This window comes from Kitasatospora sp. NRRL B-11411, from assembly GCF_000721345.1.
GTDB classification, from domain to species: domain Bacteria; phylum Actinomycetota; class Actinomycetes; order Streptomycetales; family Streptomycetaceae; genus Kitasatospora; species Kitasatospora cineracea.
This window is the reverse complement of the sequence record NZ_JOGH01000043.1, coordinates 1-15,551: the sequence shown is the minus strand read 5'-3', so window position 1 is coordinate 15,551 and position 15,551 is coordinate 1. Positions and strand designations below refer to the sequence as shown.

15 protein-coding genes are annotated in these 15,551 nt (G+C 75.3%); 8 read left to right on the top strand and 7 right to left on the bottom strand.

Going from position 1 to position 15,551, the window contains the following annotated elements:
• Positions 1 to 172: 172 nt before the first annotated feature.
• On the bottom strand, positions 173 to 925 hold the full coding sequence (locus IH44_RS0120470) for a TetR/AcrR family transcriptional regulator (RefSeq protein ID WP_051817109.1): 753 nt from the start codon (positions 923 to 925) through the stop codon (positions 173 to 175).
• Between the two features lie 161 nt (positions 926 to 1,086).
• Between IH44_RS0120470 and IH44_RS0120465 the strand changes: the two genes are divergently transcribed.
• Positions 1,087 to 2,154: an alpha/beta fold hydrolase gene (locus IH44_RS0120465; protein ID WP_030461091.1), complete on the top strand. Its 1,068-nt coding sequence runs from the start codon at positions 1,087 to 1,089 to the stop codon at positions 2,152 to 2,154.
• A 97-nt stretch (positions 2,155 to 2,251) separates the two neighbouring features.
• A complete protein-coding gene (locus IH44_RS0120460) occupies positions 2,252 to 3,448 on the top strand; it encodes an aminotransferase class V-fold PLP-dependent enzyme (RefSeq protein ID WP_232795022.1) in 1,197 nt (398 codons plus the stop codon).
• A 6-nt stretch (positions 3,449 to 3,454) separates the two neighbouring features.
• Here IH44_RS0120460 and IH44_RS0120455 read toward each other — a convergent pair whose 3' ends face one another.
• Positions 3,455 to 4,117: a TetR/AcrR family transcriptional regulator gene (locus tag IH44_RS0120455; protein WP_035955775.1), complete on the bottom strand. Its 663-nt coding sequence runs from the start codon at positions 4,115 to 4,117 to the stop codon at positions 3,455 to 3,457.
• A gap of 146 nt (positions 4,118 to 4,263) precedes the next feature.
• Between IH44_RS0120455 and IH44_RS0120450 the strand changes: the two genes are divergently transcribed.
• Positions 4,264 to 5,466 carry an NAD(P)/FAD-dependent oxidoreductase gene (locus IH44_RS0120450; protein WP_030461088.1) on the top strand — a complete coding sequence of 401 codons (1,203 nt, stop codon included), beginning with the start codon at positions 4,264 to 4,266 and terminating at the stop codon, positions 5,464 to 5,466.
• A gap of 53 nt (positions 5,467 to 5,519) precedes the next feature.
• On the opposite strand, the gene IH44_RS0120445 is transcribed toward IH44_RS0120450, so the two are convergent.
• Positions 5,520 to 5,753 carry a hypothetical protein gene (locus IH44_RS0120445; protein ID WP_030461087.1) on the bottom strand — a complete coding sequence of 78 codons (234 nt, stop codon included), beginning with the start codon at positions 5,751 to 5,753 and terminating at the stop codon, positions 5,520 to 5,522.
• Between the two features lie 147 nt (positions 5,754 to 5,900).
• A complete protein-coding gene (gene xylA / locus IH44_RS0120440; RefSeq protein ID WP_030461086.1) occupies positions 5,901 to 7,067 on the bottom strand; it encodes a xylose isomerase in 1,167 nt (388 codons plus the stop codon).
• 238 nt (positions 7,068 to 7,305) lie between these two features.
• On the opposite strand from xylA, the gene xylB reads away from it, so the two are divergent.
• Together xylB and IH44_RS0120430 are read left to right on the top strand one after the other, a co-directional pair.
• Positions 7,306 to 8,733 carry a xylulokinase gene (gene xylB / locus IH44_RS0120435; protein ID WP_030461085.1) on the top strand — a complete coding sequence of 476 codons (1,428 nt, stop codon included), beginning with the start codon at positions 7,306 to 7,308 and terminating at the stop codon, positions 8,731 to 8,733.
• Positions 8,734 to 9,011: 278 nt separating this feature from the next.
• Positions 9,012 to 10,343, top strand: coding sequence for an ROK family protein (locus IH44_RS0120430; protein WP_232795021.1), 1,332 nt, complete (start codon positions 9,012 to 9,014; stop codon positions 10,341 to 10,343).
• 170 nt (positions 10,344 to 10,513) lie between these two features.
• Here the strand turns inward: IH44_RS0120430 and IH44_RS0120425 are convergent, their stop codons facing one another.
• Positions 10,514 to 11,131, bottom strand: coding sequence for a polysaccharide deacetylase family protein (locus tag IH44_RS0120425; RefSeq protein WP_081967006.1), 618 nt, complete (start codon positions 11,129 to 11,131; stop codon positions 10,514 to 10,516).
• Positions 11,132 to 11,348: 217 nt separating this feature from the next.
• Positions 11,349 to 12,380: a LacI family DNA-binding transcriptional regulator gene (locus tag IH44_RS0120420; protein WP_081967005.1), complete on the bottom strand. Its 1,032-nt coding sequence runs from the start codon at positions 12,378 to 12,380 to the stop codon at positions 11,349 to 11,351.
• 257 nt (positions 12,381 to 12,637) lie between these two features.
• Between IH44_RS0120420 and IH44_RS0120415 the strand changes: the two genes are divergently transcribed.
• Positions 12,638 to 12,982 (top strand): AraC family transcriptional regulator, encoded by a 345-nt coding sequence (locus tag IH44_RS0120415; protein ID WP_030461081.1) that lies wholly within the window; start codon positions 12,638 to 12,640, stop codon positions 12,980 to 12,982.
• Between the two features lie 59 nt (positions 12,983 to 13,041).
• Here the strand turns inward: IH44_RS0120415 and IH44_RS0120410 are convergent, their stop codons facing one another.
• On the bottom strand, positions 13,042 to 13,842 hold the full coding sequence (locus tag IH44_RS0120410; protein WP_030461080.1) for an SDR family NAD(P)-dependent oxidoreductase: 801 nt from the start codon (positions 13,840 to 13,842) through the stop codon (positions 13,042 to 13,044).
• A gap of 439 nt (positions 13,843 to 14,281) precedes the next feature.
• Here IH44_RS0120410 and IH44_RS45505 point away from each other — a divergent pair, with 439 nt between their 5' ends.
• Positions 14,282 to 14,743: a DUF1508 domain-containing protein gene (locus IH44_RS45505; protein ID WP_030461079.1), complete on the top strand. Its 462-nt coding sequence runs from the start codon at positions 14,282 to 14,284 to the stop codon at positions 14,741 to 14,743.
• Positions 14,740 to 15,159, top strand: coding sequence for a hypothetical protein (locus tag IH44_RS45500; RefSeq protein WP_157852409.1), 420 nt, complete (start codon positions 14,740 to 14,742; stop codon positions 15,157 to 15,159). The genes IH44_RS45505 and IH44_RS45500 overlap by 4 nt, the downstream gene beginning before the upstream one ends.
• Positions 15,160 to 15,551: the final 392 nt, after the last annotated feature.

The following is a 15,551-nucleotide window of genomic DNA, read 5'->3' as shown; positions in this document are numbered from 1 at the left end:
CGGGAGCACACCATGAAGCCCGCACCCGACTTCATGGTGAACCCTGCACCACCCCGTACCGCCCTGGACCACCCCGCACCGTCCAGCTCAGCCGCTGCTCGGACCCGCTCGGCCGCTGCTCGGTCCCGCTCGGCCGCTGCTCGGACCCGCTCGGCCGCTGCCGGGCCCGGGCTCAGCCCCCGCCGGGCCCGGCGGTGCGCTCGACCAGGCCCTGGAGGCCGTCCAGCACGCAGGCCAGTCCGAAGGCGAGCGGGTCCGCCGGAGCGGGGGCGGGGGCGAAGGCCCCGGCCGCGGCGGCGCGGGTGAGCGCGGGGAAGCGGTCGGCGTGCCGGGCCAACTGGTCGGCGGTGAGCCGGTCCCACTCCCGGTCGCCCTCCTCGGTGCGGTCCAGGGACTCCTGGGTGAGGCTGCGCACCAGGCTGAGCACCAGGATCGCGGCGTCGTGCCGCTGCCGGGCGTCGAGCCCGGTGGGTTCGAGGGCGGCCAGCGCGCCGTCCAGCCAGGCCACTTGGCGCGGGCCCATGGCGTGCCGGCGCAGGCCGGTCGCGGTCAGGATCCAGGGGTGGGCGCGGTAGACGTCCCAGCAGGCGCGGGCCCAGACCTCCAGGCGGGGCCGCCAGCCGCCCGGCACCGCGTCGAGGGCGGGCGGGTCGCCGAGCACGGTGTCGACCATCAGGTCGACGAGGTCGGGCTTGCCGGGGACGTAGCGGTAGAGCGCCATCGTGGTGACCCCGAGCGCCTCGGCGACCCGCTGCATCGAGAGCGCCTCCAGCCCCTCGGCGTCGGCGACCGCGACGCCGTGCCGGGCCACCTCGGCGGGCGTGAACTTCGGCCTGGGCCCGCGCCGGGGACGCTCCTCGGCCTCGCCCCACAGCAGCGCCAGGCTGACGTTCGGGTCCCGCTGGCTCTCCTTGTTCGCCGGCACGCGACCGGCCTCCTCTCCGTCCGGGCCGCGGGCGGTGGGCCGGGTGCCGCCGGCCGTCCGACCGCGGTGTTGCCAACCGCCCAACAACTGCGTATAACTTACACAGTAATCAGCTGTGTATGACATACACAGTTACCGGATCCGCATCCCTGGAGACCCGCGTGCTCATCGCCGCCGCCCTCACCGCCACCGCCGCCGCGACCCCCGTCGCCGCACTCCTCGCCCACCGCGCCGCCGTCCGGGCCGGCCGCGCCCGCGACCTGCGCATCGACACCGGACGGGGCGTCGACGAGAGCTACTTCGCCCCGATCGGCGGCCTCGACCAGTGGCTCTCGGTCCGCGGCCAGGACCGCGCCAACCCCGTCGTGCTGGAACTGCACGGCGGCCCCGGCTCCTCCAACGCCGTCCTCGCCCACCTCTCCCGCGACTGGGAGCGCCACGTCACCCTGGTCCGCTGGGACATGCGCGGCACCGGCAAGACCCTGCGCCGCTCCGGCGCCGACGGCCAGGGCGAACTCACCTTCGACCGGCTGCTGCGGGACGCCGTCGAGGTGATCGAGCACGTCCGCGCCCGTCTCGGCGTCACCCGGGTCGTCCTGCTGGGCTGCTCCTTCGGCAGCGCCCTCGGCCTGCGGATCGCCCGCAGCCGCCCCGACCTGGTCTCCGCCTACGTCGGCACCGACCAGAAGGTCTTCGACGGCGGCCGCGACACCACCGACTACCACGACGTGCTGGAGCGCCTCGACCGGGCCGGCAAGAAGAAGGAGGCCGCCGCCGTCCGGGCGGCGGGCCCCGACCAGCGGGCCTGGAGCGCCGAGCAGTTCGCCCACTTCAACCGCTTCGCCGCCGCCACCGACCCGTACACCTTCGCCGCGATGAAGTCCGTGGTGACGAAGTCGCTCTGGTACTCTCCGCTGCACTCCCTGCCCGAACTCGGCACCTTCTTCAGGAGCTTCCTGGTCTCCGCCGCCGTCCTCCCCGGCACCGCCGCCCTCGACGACCACGCCGACGGCACCCGCTTCGACGTCCCCTTCTTCCTCGTCCAGGGCGCCCGCGACCTGGTCAACACCCCCGCCCGCGCCCGCGCCTTCTACGACCGGGTCCAGGCCCCCGTCAAGTCCTTCACCCTGATCGAGGAAGCCGGCCACTTCGCCGTCTACCGCCGCCCCGACCTCTTCCTCGACCTCCTGCGCACCACCGTCCTGCCCGCCCTCCCCGCCACCCGGTGAGTCCCGGCGGGCGGCGGGAACCCGGCCCCGCCGCCGGGTCGTTCACCCTGGACACCGGGGAACCGGACGGCCGTGGTCGCGGGAGGGGTGGGCGCTGGTGGCGGGGATCGACGTCGAGCGGGTGCGGCGGGAGACGGCCGGGGTCGGGCGGGTGGTGCACCTCGACAACGCGGGGGCGGCGCTGCAGCCCCGGCCGGTGGTGGACGCGGTGGTGGAGCACCTGCGGCTGGAGGAGGAGGTCGGGGGGTACGAGGCGGCGCGGCGGCAGGCCGGGCGGATCGAGCGGACGTACGACGCGCTGGCCGGGCTGATCGGCGCCGGACGGGACGACATCGCGCTGGTGGAGAACGCCACCAGGGCCTGGGACATGGCGTTCTACGCGCTGCCCTGGGCGCCGGGCGACCGGATCCTGACGGCCCGGGCCGAGTACGCGAGCAACGCCATCGCCTTCCTGCAGACGGCCCGCCGCCACGGGGTGAGCGTGGAGACCGTCCCCGACGACGCCGACGGGCAGCTCGACGTCGACGCGCTGCGCGCGATGGTCGACGAACGGGTGAAACTGATCGCGGTCACCCACGTGCCCACCCAGGGCGGCCTGGTCAACCCGGCCGCCGAGATCGGGAAGGCGGCCCGCGAGGCCGGCGCCGTCTACCTGCTGGACGCCTGCCAGTCCGTCGGCCAACTGCCCCTGGACGTCGGCGAGATCGGCTGCGACCTGCTCACCGCGCCCGGCCGCAAGTTCCTGCGCGGCCCGCGCGGCACCGGCTTCCTGTACTGCTCGCCGCGGATCCGCGCCCGGCTGGAACCCCCGTTCCTCGACCTGCACGCGGCGACCTGGACCTCGGCGGACAGCTACCGGGTCCGCGCCGACGCCCGCCGGTTCGAGAGCTGGGAGGCCAACCACGCCGCCCGGATCGGCCTCGGCGTCGCCGCCGAGTACGCCCTCGCCCTCGGCCCGGACGCGATCGCCGAGCGCGCCACCCGCCTGGGCGCAGCCCTGCGCGAGCGCCTGCGGGCCCGCCCCGGGGTGCGGGTGCACGACCGGGGCGCGCGCCGGTGCGCCATCGTCACCTTCACCGTCGAGGGCCGCGACAGCCAGGACGTCGCCGGTGCCCTCCGCGCCGCCGGCGTCAACGTCTCGGTCTCCCTCGCCGAGTACGCCCGCTGGGACTTCGACGCCCGCTCGCTCACCTCGGTCGTCCGCGCCTCGCCGCACTACTACAACACCGAGGCCGAACTCGACCGCCTGGTCGCGGCGCTGCCCGACCCGGCGGTGGGGCCGACGGGGGCGTAGCGGGGGTCAGACCCCGGTGCCGGAACCGAGGCCGGGGGTGGGGCCGGGGGCGGGTTCCGGCGGTGTGGGGCGGCCGGCGAGGCCGTGCAGGAGGAGGTCGGTGAGGGTGTCGACCACCTCGGCGTCGCCGTGGGCCGGGTGGTCGGTGGTGAGCAGGGCGTAGGAGAGCATGCCGAGCATCGCGCCCATCGCCGGGGCGAGCAGGGCGGGGTCGCCGGGGAGGGGGCGGCCCTGCTCGCGGAGGTAGTCGAGGTGGTCGCGCAGGACGTCGGTGTCCGCGGTGAGGCGCTGCCAGGCCCGGCCGGAGCGGGGGCCCTCGGCGACGATCGATTCGAACAGGGCGATGGTGACCGGGAGGTGGTCGCGCATCGCCTGCCAGGACGCGCCGAGGTGCGCGTGCAGCTGGGACCGGTCGCCGAGGTCGTGGTCGCGCGGGTGGACCTGCGCGACCACCTGCTCGCGGGCCTGGGTGCGGGCGTCGTCGAGCAGGGCCCGCAGCAGTTCGTCCTTGTCGGCGAAGTGCGCGTAGAACGAGCCGGTGGCCCGGCCGGCCGCCGCGGTGATGTCGGTGATCTTCGTGTTGAGGTAGCCGCGTTCGACGAACTGCCGCCGGGCCGCCTCCAGCAGTGCCGCCCTGGTCTCCGCCGCCTGCGCCTTGCGCACGCTCATCGCGTCCGGCCTCCCTCGCCTCGTCCTGGCCCGTGCCCCGGCCCGTTCCGGCCGGGCCTTGACCCGCCGCTCGTGCGGACATCATACTGACGGCCGGTTCAGTGAATGCTGATTCATTGAACGAGGATTCAGTGAGGGGTGGGCACATGAAGGCGGTAGTGATCGGCGCGGGAGTGGCCGGGGCGGCGAGCGCGATCGCGCTGCGCCGGATCGGCGCCGAGGTGACGGTGTACGAGGCGTACCCGGACCCGGCGGGACCGGTCGGGGCGTTCCTGAGCCTGGCCGTCAACGGCCTGCGGGCGCTGGAGTCGCTGGGCTGCCTGGAGGCGGTGCGGGCGGCGGGCTTCGAGGTCGACCGGCAGCGGATGTGGTCGGGGCGCGGCAAGCTGCTCGGCGACGTCCCGCGCGGCCGGAGGGCGGACGACCCGCTGCGCAGCGTGACGCTGATGCGGGCCGACCTGGTGGCGGCGCTGCGGGCCGAGGCGGTCCGGCTCGGGGCGCGGATCGTGGTCGGCGAGCGGCTGCACGGGCCCGGCGGGCGGCTGCACGGCCCCGGCGCGGGGGCGGGGCCGGCGGGCGGGGTGGTCGACGAGGCGGTGGCCGGGGCCGACCTGGTGGTCGGCGCGGACGGGCTGCGCTCGACCGTCCGGCGGATGCTCGACCCGGACGCGCCGTCGCCCGCGTACGCGGGGCTGTACGGCGTCGCGGGCATCGCGCGCGACGTGCCGGAGGCGGGCCCGGGACGGACGTTCAACATGACCTTCGGGCGGCGCGGCGCGTTCGCGCACCTGCCCGCGCCGGACGGCACCGTGTGGTGGTCGGCGCAGATCGCCGACCCCGCCGCACCCGCCGAGATCAAGCTCGGCGCGGAGGAACTGGCCGAGGTGTTCGGGTCCGAGGCGGTGCCCCGGCGGATCCTCGGCGCGACGGAGCGGATCGACGCGGCGACGCTGTTCCACGTCCTGCCGCCGGTGCCGCGCCGCCAGGACGGGCGGTGCGTGCTGGTCGGCGACGCCGCGCACCCGGTGGGCGCGGGGCAGGGCGCCTCCATGGCGCTGGAGGACGCGATCGCGCTCGCCCGGGCCCTGCACTCCGCGTCCGCCCTGCACTCCGCGTCCGCGCTGCACTCCGGGTCCGGCCTGCCCGCCGCGCTGGCCGCTTTCGAGGGCGAACGCGCAGGCCGGGCCGGGAAGCTGGCCCGTGCGGCGGCCGCCAACCGGGACGCCAAGACCGCGGGGCCGCTGGCCTCCCTGGTCCGGGAGGCGGTGATGCCGCTGGTGTTCACCCGGATGTACACCCGGTCCACGGACTGGCTGTATGACTACCGGCCGGGCGCGCTCCCGCGGTGAGCGGTGAGCAGCGGCAGAGGGGGAGGGGAGGGGGAGGGGGAGGCGCGGAGGGGTCAGGCCCGGACGAAGCCGATCTCCACCGAGGCGAGGAACGGCTCGACGCCCACGCAGTGCCAGCCGACCGCCTCCACCGCGCGGATGATGACGTCGATCTCCTTGCGGATCCGCCGCATCGGCACCGGCCGGTCGAGGTCGAAGCCGGCGACGAACGTCAGGTCGCCCCGCTGGTGGGCGGTCCTGGCGTCCGCGACGAGTTTCTGCATCCGCCAGGCGTGGATCAGCCCCATGGGTTCCCTCCCTCTCGGTCGGTCCCTTCCACTGTTCCAGCTGTTCGACGATCCGTCAGCGGGGTTGGCGTGTGAGGGAGTTGGGGAGAAAACCGCACCGGCCGACCCCCGGGAAGGGGGGTCGGCCGGTGGTCGGGGGTGCTGCGGTCAGCGGGCGCCGAGCAGGTGCTCGATGGCCAGCTGGTCGAGGCGCTCGAAGGCCATGCCGCGCTCGGCGGCGGCAGTGACGTCGAACTCCTCGAACGCGGAGCGGTCGGCGAGCAGCGCGGACAGGCCGTCGGCGGCGGTCGGCAGGGCGAGCTGGTCGAGGCGGGCGGCGCGCAGCGCTTCCTGCACCTCGGAGTCGGCGCGGAAGGCCAGCGCGCGCTCCTTGAGCAGCAGGTAGTTGCGCATGTTCCCGGCCGCGGACTCCCACACGCCGGCGAAGTCCTCGGTGCGCGGCGGCTTGAAGTCGAAGTGCCGCGGGCCCTGGTAGTCGGAGGACTCCAGCAGGTCGACCAGCCAGAACGCCTGCCGCAGGTCGCCCGCGCCGAACCGGAAGTCCTGGTCGTACTTGATGCCGGACTGGCCGTTCAGGTCGATGTGGAACAGCTTGCCCGACCACAGCGCCTGGGCGATGCCGTGCGGGAAGTTCAGGCCCGCCATCTGCTCGTGGCCGACCTCCGGGTTGAGGCCGACCAGCTCCGGGCGCTCCAGGCGCTCGATGAACGCCAGCGCGTGGCCGATGGTCGGCAGCAGGATGTCGCCGCGCGGCTCGTTCGGCTTCGGCTCGATGGCGAAGCGCAGGTCGTAGCCCTGCTCCGTGACGTAGTCGCCGAGCAGGTCGAAGGCCTCCTTCAGCCGGTCCAGCGCCACCCGGACGTCCTTGGAGGCGCCGTGCTCCGCGCCCTCCCGGCCGCCCCACGCGACGTACACGGTGGCGCCCAGCTCGACCGCCAGGTCGATGTTGCGGATGGTCTTGCGCAGCGCGTAGCGGCGCACGTCGCGGTCGTTGGCGGTGAACGCGCCGTCCTTGAAGACCGGGTGGGTGAACAGGTTGGTGGTGGCCATCGGCACCTTCAGGCCGGTGGACTCCAGGGCGCCCCGGAAGCGCTTGACGATCGCCTCCCGCTCCGCGTCCGAGGAGCCGAACGGGATCAGGTCGTCGTCGTGGAAGGTCACGCCGTACGCGCCCAGCTCGGCCAGCTTCTGCACCGACTCGACCGGGTCCAGGGCCGGACGGGTGGCGTCGCCGAACGGGTCGCGGCCCTGCCAGCCGACCGTCCACAGACCGAAGGTGAACTTGTCGTCGGGGGTGGGGGTGAGCTGGCTCATCGCGTACTCCAAGCGCTGGTGATCGACCGGGGGGATCGACCGAGGGATCGACCGGTGGCCCGACGCGGATCGGGCCCGGCACCGACGGTAACCCGGATTGGGGGCTATTCGTAAGGCCGGAAGACAAATTAGTATGGCCGAGCCCGTGAGGGGAAGCCCCCACGCGCAACCCCGAAGAAAACCCCTGGCCGGACGACCACGGACCCCTGGCCGGACGACCGCAGACAGGAGCACGCCCATGGCACACCCGCAGGTGGTGATCGGCGTCGACAGCTCGACCCAGTCCACCAAGGCCCTGGCCGTCGACGCCGACACCGGACGCGTCCTCGGCGAAGGCCGCGCCCCCCACCGGGTCGACTCCCGCCACGGCCAGGAGAGCGACCCCGCCCAGTGGTGGGACGCCCTCACCGCCGCCGTCACCGCCACCGGCTGGGCCGACCGCGCCCAGGCCCTGGCCATCGGCGGACAGCAGCACGGCCTCGTCACCCTCGACGCCGCCGGGGCCCCCGTCCGCCCCGCCCTGCTCTGGAACGACGTCCGCTCCGCGCCCCAAGCAGCCGACCTGGTGCGGAAGTTCGGCGCCCAGTGGTGGGCCACCGAGATCGGCAGCGTCCCCGGCGCCTCCTTCACCGCCGCCAAGTGGGCCTGGCTGCGCGCCACCGAACCCGGCAACGCCGACCGCACCGCCGCCGTCCGCCTCCCGCACGACTACCTCACCGAACGCCTCACCGGCACCGCCACCACCGACCGCGGCGACGCCTCCGGCACCGGCTGGTGGACCCCCGACGGCTACCACGCCGCCGTCCTCGACCGGATCGGCCTCGACCCCGCCCTGCTCCCCGCCGTCACCCCGGCCGGCACCCCCGCCGGACACGCCCTCCCCGGCGGACCGCTGCGCCCCGGCACCCCGATCGCCACCGGCACCGGCGACAACATGGCCGCCGCCCTCGGCCTCGGCCTCACCACCGGCACCCCCGTGCTCAGCCTCGGCACCTCCGGCACCGTCTACACCGTCGCCCGCCACCGCCCCGCCGACCCCACCGGCACCGTCGCGGGCTTCGCCGACGCCCTCGACGGCTGGCTCCCGCTCGCCTGCACCCTCAACTGCACCCTCGCCGTCGACCGGATCGCCACCCTGCTCGGCCGCGACCGCCAGGACGTCGAACCCGGCGGCAGCGCCGTCCTGCTGCCCTACCTCGACGGCGAACGCACCCCCGCCCTCCCGCACGCCAGCGGCCTGCTGCACGGCCTGCGCCACGACACCACCCCCGGCCAGCTCCTCCAGGCCGCCTACGACGGCGCCGCGTACTCGCTGCTCGCCGCCCTCGACGACGTCCTCGCCGTCGACGGCCCCGAGGCGGTCGACCCCGAGCAGCCGATCCTGCTGATCGGCGGCGGCGCCCAGGGCCGGGCCTGGCAGGACACCGTCCGCCGGCTCTCCGGCCGCCCCGTCCAACTGCCCGCCGCCCGCGAACTGGTGGCCCTCGGCGCCGCCGCCCAGGCCGCCGCCCTGCTCACCGGCGAACGCGCCGACGCCGTCGCCCGCCGCTGGGGCACTGCCGACGGCCCGGTGCTGCCCGCCCTCGCCCGGGACGACGCGGCACTCGAACGGATCGGGACTACCATTTCGCAGACGGCCGTCCTCCAGGGGGACGGCCCGCGGTGACGCCCACCGGGCCGGTCGGCCGCCGGTGACGACACCGGCACCGACCGGCCCGGGCCGTCCGGACGGCCGACAGGTGATGGCCGGACGGTCGGCAGGTGATGGCCGGGCGGTCGGCAGGTGATGGCCGGGCGGCTGCGGTCGGGCGGTCGCCGGTCGGCGGTCGGGCAGGGACAGGGCCGGCAGCGGTCAACGGACAGGCGGCGGGCCGCGGCGGCCCGGCGGACGACGGTACGGCGCGGACAGCGACGCGGACAGCGGCGCGGAGGGACGGGGCAGACGTGGCAGCGGACGGGCAGCAGACGGCCGACGGCGACCTGGCGGCCAGGCGTGGACCCGCCTCGCAGCAGGACATGCGGCGGCAGAACCTCGCCCTGGTGATGCGCACCGTCGCCGCCGCCCACCCGCTCTCCCGCGCCGACGTGGCCGGCCGCACCGGGCTGACCCGCACCGCCGTCTCCAGCCTGGTCGACGAACTCATCGGCGGCGGCCTGCTGCTGGAGGGCGAACTGGAGCGCAGCGGCCGGGTCGGCCGCCCCGGCCGGGCCCTGGTACTGAACGGGAACGGCCCGGCCGGGCTGGGCCTGGAGATCGGCGTGGAACACCTCAGCGCCTGCGTCCTCGACCTGCGCGGCGAGGTCCGGGTCGAACTGCACCGCCCCGCCCCCAACGCGGGCCGCCCCGCCGAGCAGACCATCGCCGAACTCGCCGAACTCGCCGCCCTGGCCGAACGCGAGGCCGTCGAACTCGGCCTGCGGGTGGTCGGCCGGGTGCTCGCCGTCCCCGGCAGCGTCCCGCTGGACGACCCCACCAGCCGGGTCGAGCACGCCCCCAACCTGGGCTGGCACCAGGTCGACGTCGCCGAGCTGTGGCCCGGCCCCGGCACCGCCCCCACCGTCGGGAACGAGGCCAACCTCGGCGCGCTCGCCGAACTCTGGCAGGGCACCGGCAGCGGCACCTTCGTGCACGTCTCGGCCGGCGAGGGCATCGGCGGCGCGCTCGTCCTGGACGGGCGGCTGTTCCCCGGCGTCCGGGGCTTCGCCGGCGAACTCGGCCACCTCACCGTCCGCCCCGACGGCCGCACCTGCTCCTGCGGCGCCCGCGGCTGCCTCGAACCGTACGCGGGCCTGGCCGCCGTGCTCCGCTCCGCCGGGTTCACCGACGAACTCGACGAGCCCTACGAGCCCGGCGAGCCCGACAAACTGGCGGAACTGGCCGAGCCGGCCGCGCCGGACGGGGGACCGAGCCTGACGAGCCGTCAGGAACGCGACCCCATCGCGGAGTTGGCCCGGCGCGCAGAGGCGGGCGACCCGGACACCCGGCGCGCGCTCCAGCACGCCGGCACCGCGCTCGGCACCGCGCTGGCCGCCGCGGTCAACCTGGTCGACCCCGACTCGCTGGTCCTCGGCGGCGGCTACGCCGACCTCGCGCAGTGGCTGCTGCCCGCGATGCGGACCGAGCTGGCCGCGCTGATCCGGGTCCGCCCCTGGCCCGAAGAGGCCCTGCGCGCCTCGCCGTTGGGCCGCCGCGGCCCCGTCCTCGGCGCGGCCCTGGTCACCGTCCGCAGCCTGCACACCGACCCGGCCGGACTCTGGCTGCCCGAGGCCGCCTGACCGGCTCCCGGCAGGTGTCTGCGACGGGGGAGTCCACCGGTGGCCGGACGCGTGGTGCTGGGCGGGTGCGTCCGGCCACCGGAGCGTGGGGGCCGGGAGACCGGCGGGGGAGGAGCTGGGAGGAGCCGGGAGGAGCCGGGAGGGGTCAGCGGGGGAGGAGCCGGGAGGGGTCAGCGGGGGAGGGGTGTCGAGCGCAGGCCGCGGGCGGTGAGCGCGGTCAGGACGGCGGGCAGCGCGGTGACGGTGTTGCGGTTGCCGTGGTCGTGCAGCAGCACGGTGTCGCCCGGGCGGGCCGCGGCCACCGCGGCGGCGACCTCGGCGGGCGGCACGCCGTTCCAGTCGAGGGTGTCGACGTCCCAGAGCGTCTCGGTCAGGCCCGCCGCGGCGGCCAGCTCGCGGATCGCCGGGCCGGTGTCCCCGTACGGCGGGCGGAACAGCGTCGGCGGGCGGCCGGTGAGCGCGGTCAGCACCCGGTTGGTGCGTTCGATCTCCTCCCGAGCGGCGGGCAGCGGCAGGCCGGGCAGCGACGGGTGCGACCAGCTGTGGTTGCCGATCGCCATCCCGGCCCGGTCGAGGGCGCGGACCAGTTCGGGGTACCGCTCGGCCTGCTCGCCGCACAGGAAGAAGGTCGCGCGGTGGCCCGCGGCGGTGAGCGCGGCGAGCAGCTCCGGAGTGGAGTCCGGGTGCGGGCCGTCGTCGAAGGTCAGCGCGAGGGTGCCGGACGGCGGCTGCGGCAGCCGGGACGGCGGCCCGTCCGCGGTGTCGGTCAGGGCGGCCGGATCGGCCATGGTGCTCCCCCTCCTGGTGCTCGGCACCCGTGCTCGCTGCTCGCTGTCCGTCGCTCGCCGTCCGTCACCCAAGTGGGTGCGAAAGTTTCGAACTTCGGTCGAATGTTACGGTGCGACCCGGACGACGGTAGGGGAGCCCGGCGGGGGCGTCAACCACTCGCGCGCGGCCCGGACGGTCCGGGCCGCGCGCGTGGTCGGGGCGGGATGGAGGTGTCGCTCAGTCGCCGGCCGGCGGCGGGGCGGTGCTGGCGCGGACGACCAGGCTGGTGGCGAGGTCGACGCGGGTGGCGGCGGGGTGCTCGCCGCGGCCCAGCCCGATCGCCAGCCGGGCCGCGGTCTCGGCCATCTCCACCAGCGGCTGGCGCACCGTGGTGAGCGGCGGGCCCACCCAGCGGGCCAGCGGCAGGTCGTCGAAGCCGACCACCGAGAGGTCCTCCGGCACCCGCAGGCCGAGCTCGCGGGCGGCCTCGTACACGCCGAGGGCCTGCAGGTCGTTGCCCGCGAAGATCGCGGTGGGCCGGTCGGGCCGGGTGAGCAGGGTGCGGGCGGCGGCGTACCCGGCCTCGTGGTGGAAGTTGCCCTCCAGGATCAGCTCCGGGTCCACCGGCAGCCGGGCGGTGCCCAGCGCGGTGCGGTAGCCGTCGATCCGGGCGCGGCTGCACATCATGCCGGACGGCCCGGAGATCATGCCGATCCGGCGGTGGCCGAGGTCGAGCAGGTGGCGGGTGGCGGCCAGGCCGCCCTGCCAGTTGCCGGTGCCGACCGCGGGCACCCCCTCGGCCGGGTCGCCGGCCGGGTCCAGCACCACGAACGGGATGTCCCGGCTGGTCAGTTGGTCGCGCTGGGCGGCGTCCAGCTCGGACAGCACCAGCACCACCCCGGCCGGCCGCCGGGCCAGCACGCCGTCCACCCAGGTCTGCCCCGGGGTGAGCCGCCCCGCGGACTCGGAGAGCACCACGCTCAGCCCCTCGTCCCGGGCGACGTTCTCCACCCCCCGGATCACCTCCATCGCCCAGGCGCTGTCGAGCTGGTGGAACACCAGGTCGAGCAGCCGGGACGGCGGCGCGGCGGTGCGGCGGCGCTGGTAGCCGGTGCGGCGCAGGATCTCCTCGACCTTGGCCCGGGTGGCGGGCGCGACGTCGGCCCGGCCGTTCAGCACCTTCGAAACTGTCGGCGCCGAGACGCCGGCCGCCCGGGCGATCTCCGACAGGGTCGGTGCGGGGTCGGGTTCGAGTTCTGCAGCGCTCATGGCACGGATAGTAGCGCCCCCGGAAGGCGGGGCGGGGCGGTATACGAACCGCGGGGACCGGCGGTGGGCGGCCCTGGCCCGGACGTATGCGTGTCGTAGCACCGTCGAAACATTCATTTTACGAACGAAATTTGTCGGCAGACTGGGGGCGCGTCCGTTCGGGCCGCTCGCTCGGTCCGCTGTCGGGAAGCCGTACGCCGTCCAGTCGGCCAGGTCCTGCGCATCCGGGACGGGACGGGGCGGGAGCGGCGGACGCCGTGCCGGTGCTGTTCCGGGCGAGCTTCCTCGACCCGGCGACCGTCGCCGCCGCCCGCCCCGACTGCCGCGCCTGGCGCCTCCCGCTGCTCCCCGCCCCCTCACCCGCGCCAGCCTCGCGGCCACCGGCCACCGGCCACGGCGCGAAGACCTTCATTGACGAGCGCCTCGTCCTGGAGGCCAAACGCCTGCTGCTGCACAGCAGTTCGACCGCGGCGGCGATCGGCGACCGCCTCGGCTCTCCCTCCACCACCGTCTTCACCCGCTTCTTCCGCCACCGCACCGGCGAGACCCCGGCCGCCTTCCGCGCCCGGGCCCGGCTCACGGCCGGGGCGGCGGACGGCTGAGCCGCGTCCGCGTCCGCGTCCGCGCCCGGGTGCGGGCCCGGACGGCGGGGGCCAGGGGGTCAGGAGGACGGGAGCATGGCGCGGCGGCCGGGGGCGGCGGGGGACTGGGTGGTCATGCCGCCGTCGACGACGAGGAGTTGGCCGGTGAGGTAGCGGGACTCGTCGGAGGCGAGGAAGACCATGGTGTGGGCGATGTCCTCGGGGGCGCCGAGGTAGGGCAGGGCGTTGACGGCGAGCAGCGAGTCGATGACCGGCTGGGGGAGGTTGTCGCGCAGGGCGGGGGTGAGGACGGCGCCGGGGGCGATCGCGTTGCAGCGGACGCGCTGCGGGCCGTACTGGACGGCGATGGACTTGGTGATGCTGACCACCGCGGCCTTGACCGCCCCGTACGCGGTCTGGGTGACGTCGCCGACCAGGGCGGCGACCGAGGCGGTGTTGATGATGGAGCCGCCGCCGGCCCGGATCAGGTGCGGCAGGGCGAGGCGGGAGCCGATCAGGGTGGAGCGGACGTTGCGGGCGACCGCCCGGTCGAACTCCTCGAAGTCCATCCGCAGCAGGTCGAGGTCGCGGCGCGGGTCGGTGCCGCCGACGTGGTTGCAGAGCACGTCGAGCGTGCCGAACTCGCGGACGGCGGTGGCGAACAGCTCCTCGAGCGAGTGCTCGTCGGTGACGTCGACGGTGACCGGCAGGGCGTGCCGGCCGGCCGCCTCGACCAGCCGGGCGGTCTCCTCGGCGGCCGCACCGTCGTAGTCGGCGGCGACCACCAGGGCGCCCTGGGCGGCCATCAGTTCGGCGGCGGCCCGGCCGATGCCGCTGCCGGCTCCGGTGATCACCGCGACCTTGTCCTTGAGGCGTGCCATGGCGTGCGTCCTTCCGTGGTTCCGGAGGGGAGGGCGGGGGAAACGGGCCGCTCCCCGATCATATGCAGCATACATATTGTGTGTATGGTGCACATAATATGCACGATACATAGGCTGGGGCGTGCGGGTCGGGGTGCGCGGGCTACGGTGCATGGGTCGGGGCGCAGGCAAAGCGCGGGCAATGGGCGGGCGAACTCCGGGCTCCGTCGAATCGACGGGCGCCGCACTCCGGAAAACGCCGCCGCATTAACAAGGGAGAACTTCGGGGCGAACAGCGTCGGCGTGGGAGGGATTCCACTTCCGGACTTCCTCCGTGCACACATAGCGTTCGCAGCGTGACGATGTGCGTCCGGTTCGCGGTTCACGCGGGGCGGCAGGGCGTTCGGTGGCGCGGCCGGGGAACGGCTGCGATCCGGCGGAAGATCCGGGGGTAGCGGCGGTGCGCGGGGAGGGCCTGTTCACGGAGCGGGCGCCGAACGGGCGGTTCCAGTGGCAGCTCAAGGCGATGAACGGGCGGGTGGTGGCGGTGTCCTCCTCGGTCCACGAGTCGTCCGCCGACGCCGAACGGGCGTTCGCGGAGCTGGTCGCCCTGGGGCCGGCACTGGTGGCGCGGATCACCCATGTCCGCGACGGGCTGGGATGGACCTGGGTGGTCCCCGGGCCGCGCGGCAATCCGCTGGTCAAGTCCAGCAGGGCGTACGAGCGTTACGCGACCTGCCAGAACGCGTTCCGGCGGTTCATGGCCCTGGTGGCCCGGATGGCGGAGACCGGCGCGCAGCCCTTGGCCGGTGCACAACCCGTGGCCGGCGCGCAGCCCGTGACGAGTGCGCGGCCCGCAGTCGTCGGGGGCGTCGGCGCTTCCGGTGGCGACGGTGCGGGCGGGGTCGGGGGCGGGGTGTGAGCGGAGTGGAGGCCGGCCGCGGCCCCCGGCTGGTGCCGGTGCGCGGGGCGGACGGCCGGGTCGGCTGGTCGCTGGTGGCCGCGAACGGGAGGCGGCTCGCCTCGGCCGTCCGCGCCTACCGCAACGACCGCGAACTCGCCGCCGGGATAGGGGAGTTGCTGGCCGAACGGGCGGCCCTGCGGTTCGTGCTCGGCCAACGCGAGGACCGCCTGTGGGTCTGGACGGCGCACCTCCCGGCCCGCACCACCCGGGCCGGCGCGGGCGGCGGCGAGGCGATCGCCCGCAGCGCCCGGGGCTACCTACGCCGCGACCAGTGCCGGCAGAGCGTGACCGCCTTCCTCCAAGGCGCCGACCACGTCCAACGGCTGCGCCGCCTGGGCGGCGGCGGGGGATCGGTCCTGCCGTCCGGCTGGTAGCCGGGGTTTCGGTTTCGGTGTCGGTGCCGGTGCCGGTGTTGGTGTCGGTGTCGGGTTGGCGTGGTCAATGAGTTTTGGTGCGTCAATCAATTGATGATCATCACTGGCCGTCCTGTTGTCAGGTCAGGTGAGGTGAGGTCAGGTCGGGTGAGGGCGGGTCAGGCCGGTTCGGTGGTGGATTCGGTGTGCCCTGGTGTGCCCGGGTGCGGGCGGATGCGGGCGTGTGGTGCGGGTTGCGCGGGGCTGGTGCAGCGGGAGTGAAGCGGAGATGGCCGGGGTGACCCCGTGGGCACACCTGGAGAAGAACGCGTCCGGCCGTCGAGGGCCGGTCGACGCGTGGTCGACCGGTCCGCTGAGCAGGGGTTTCGGTGGTGGCGGCGGGGTGCGGGCGG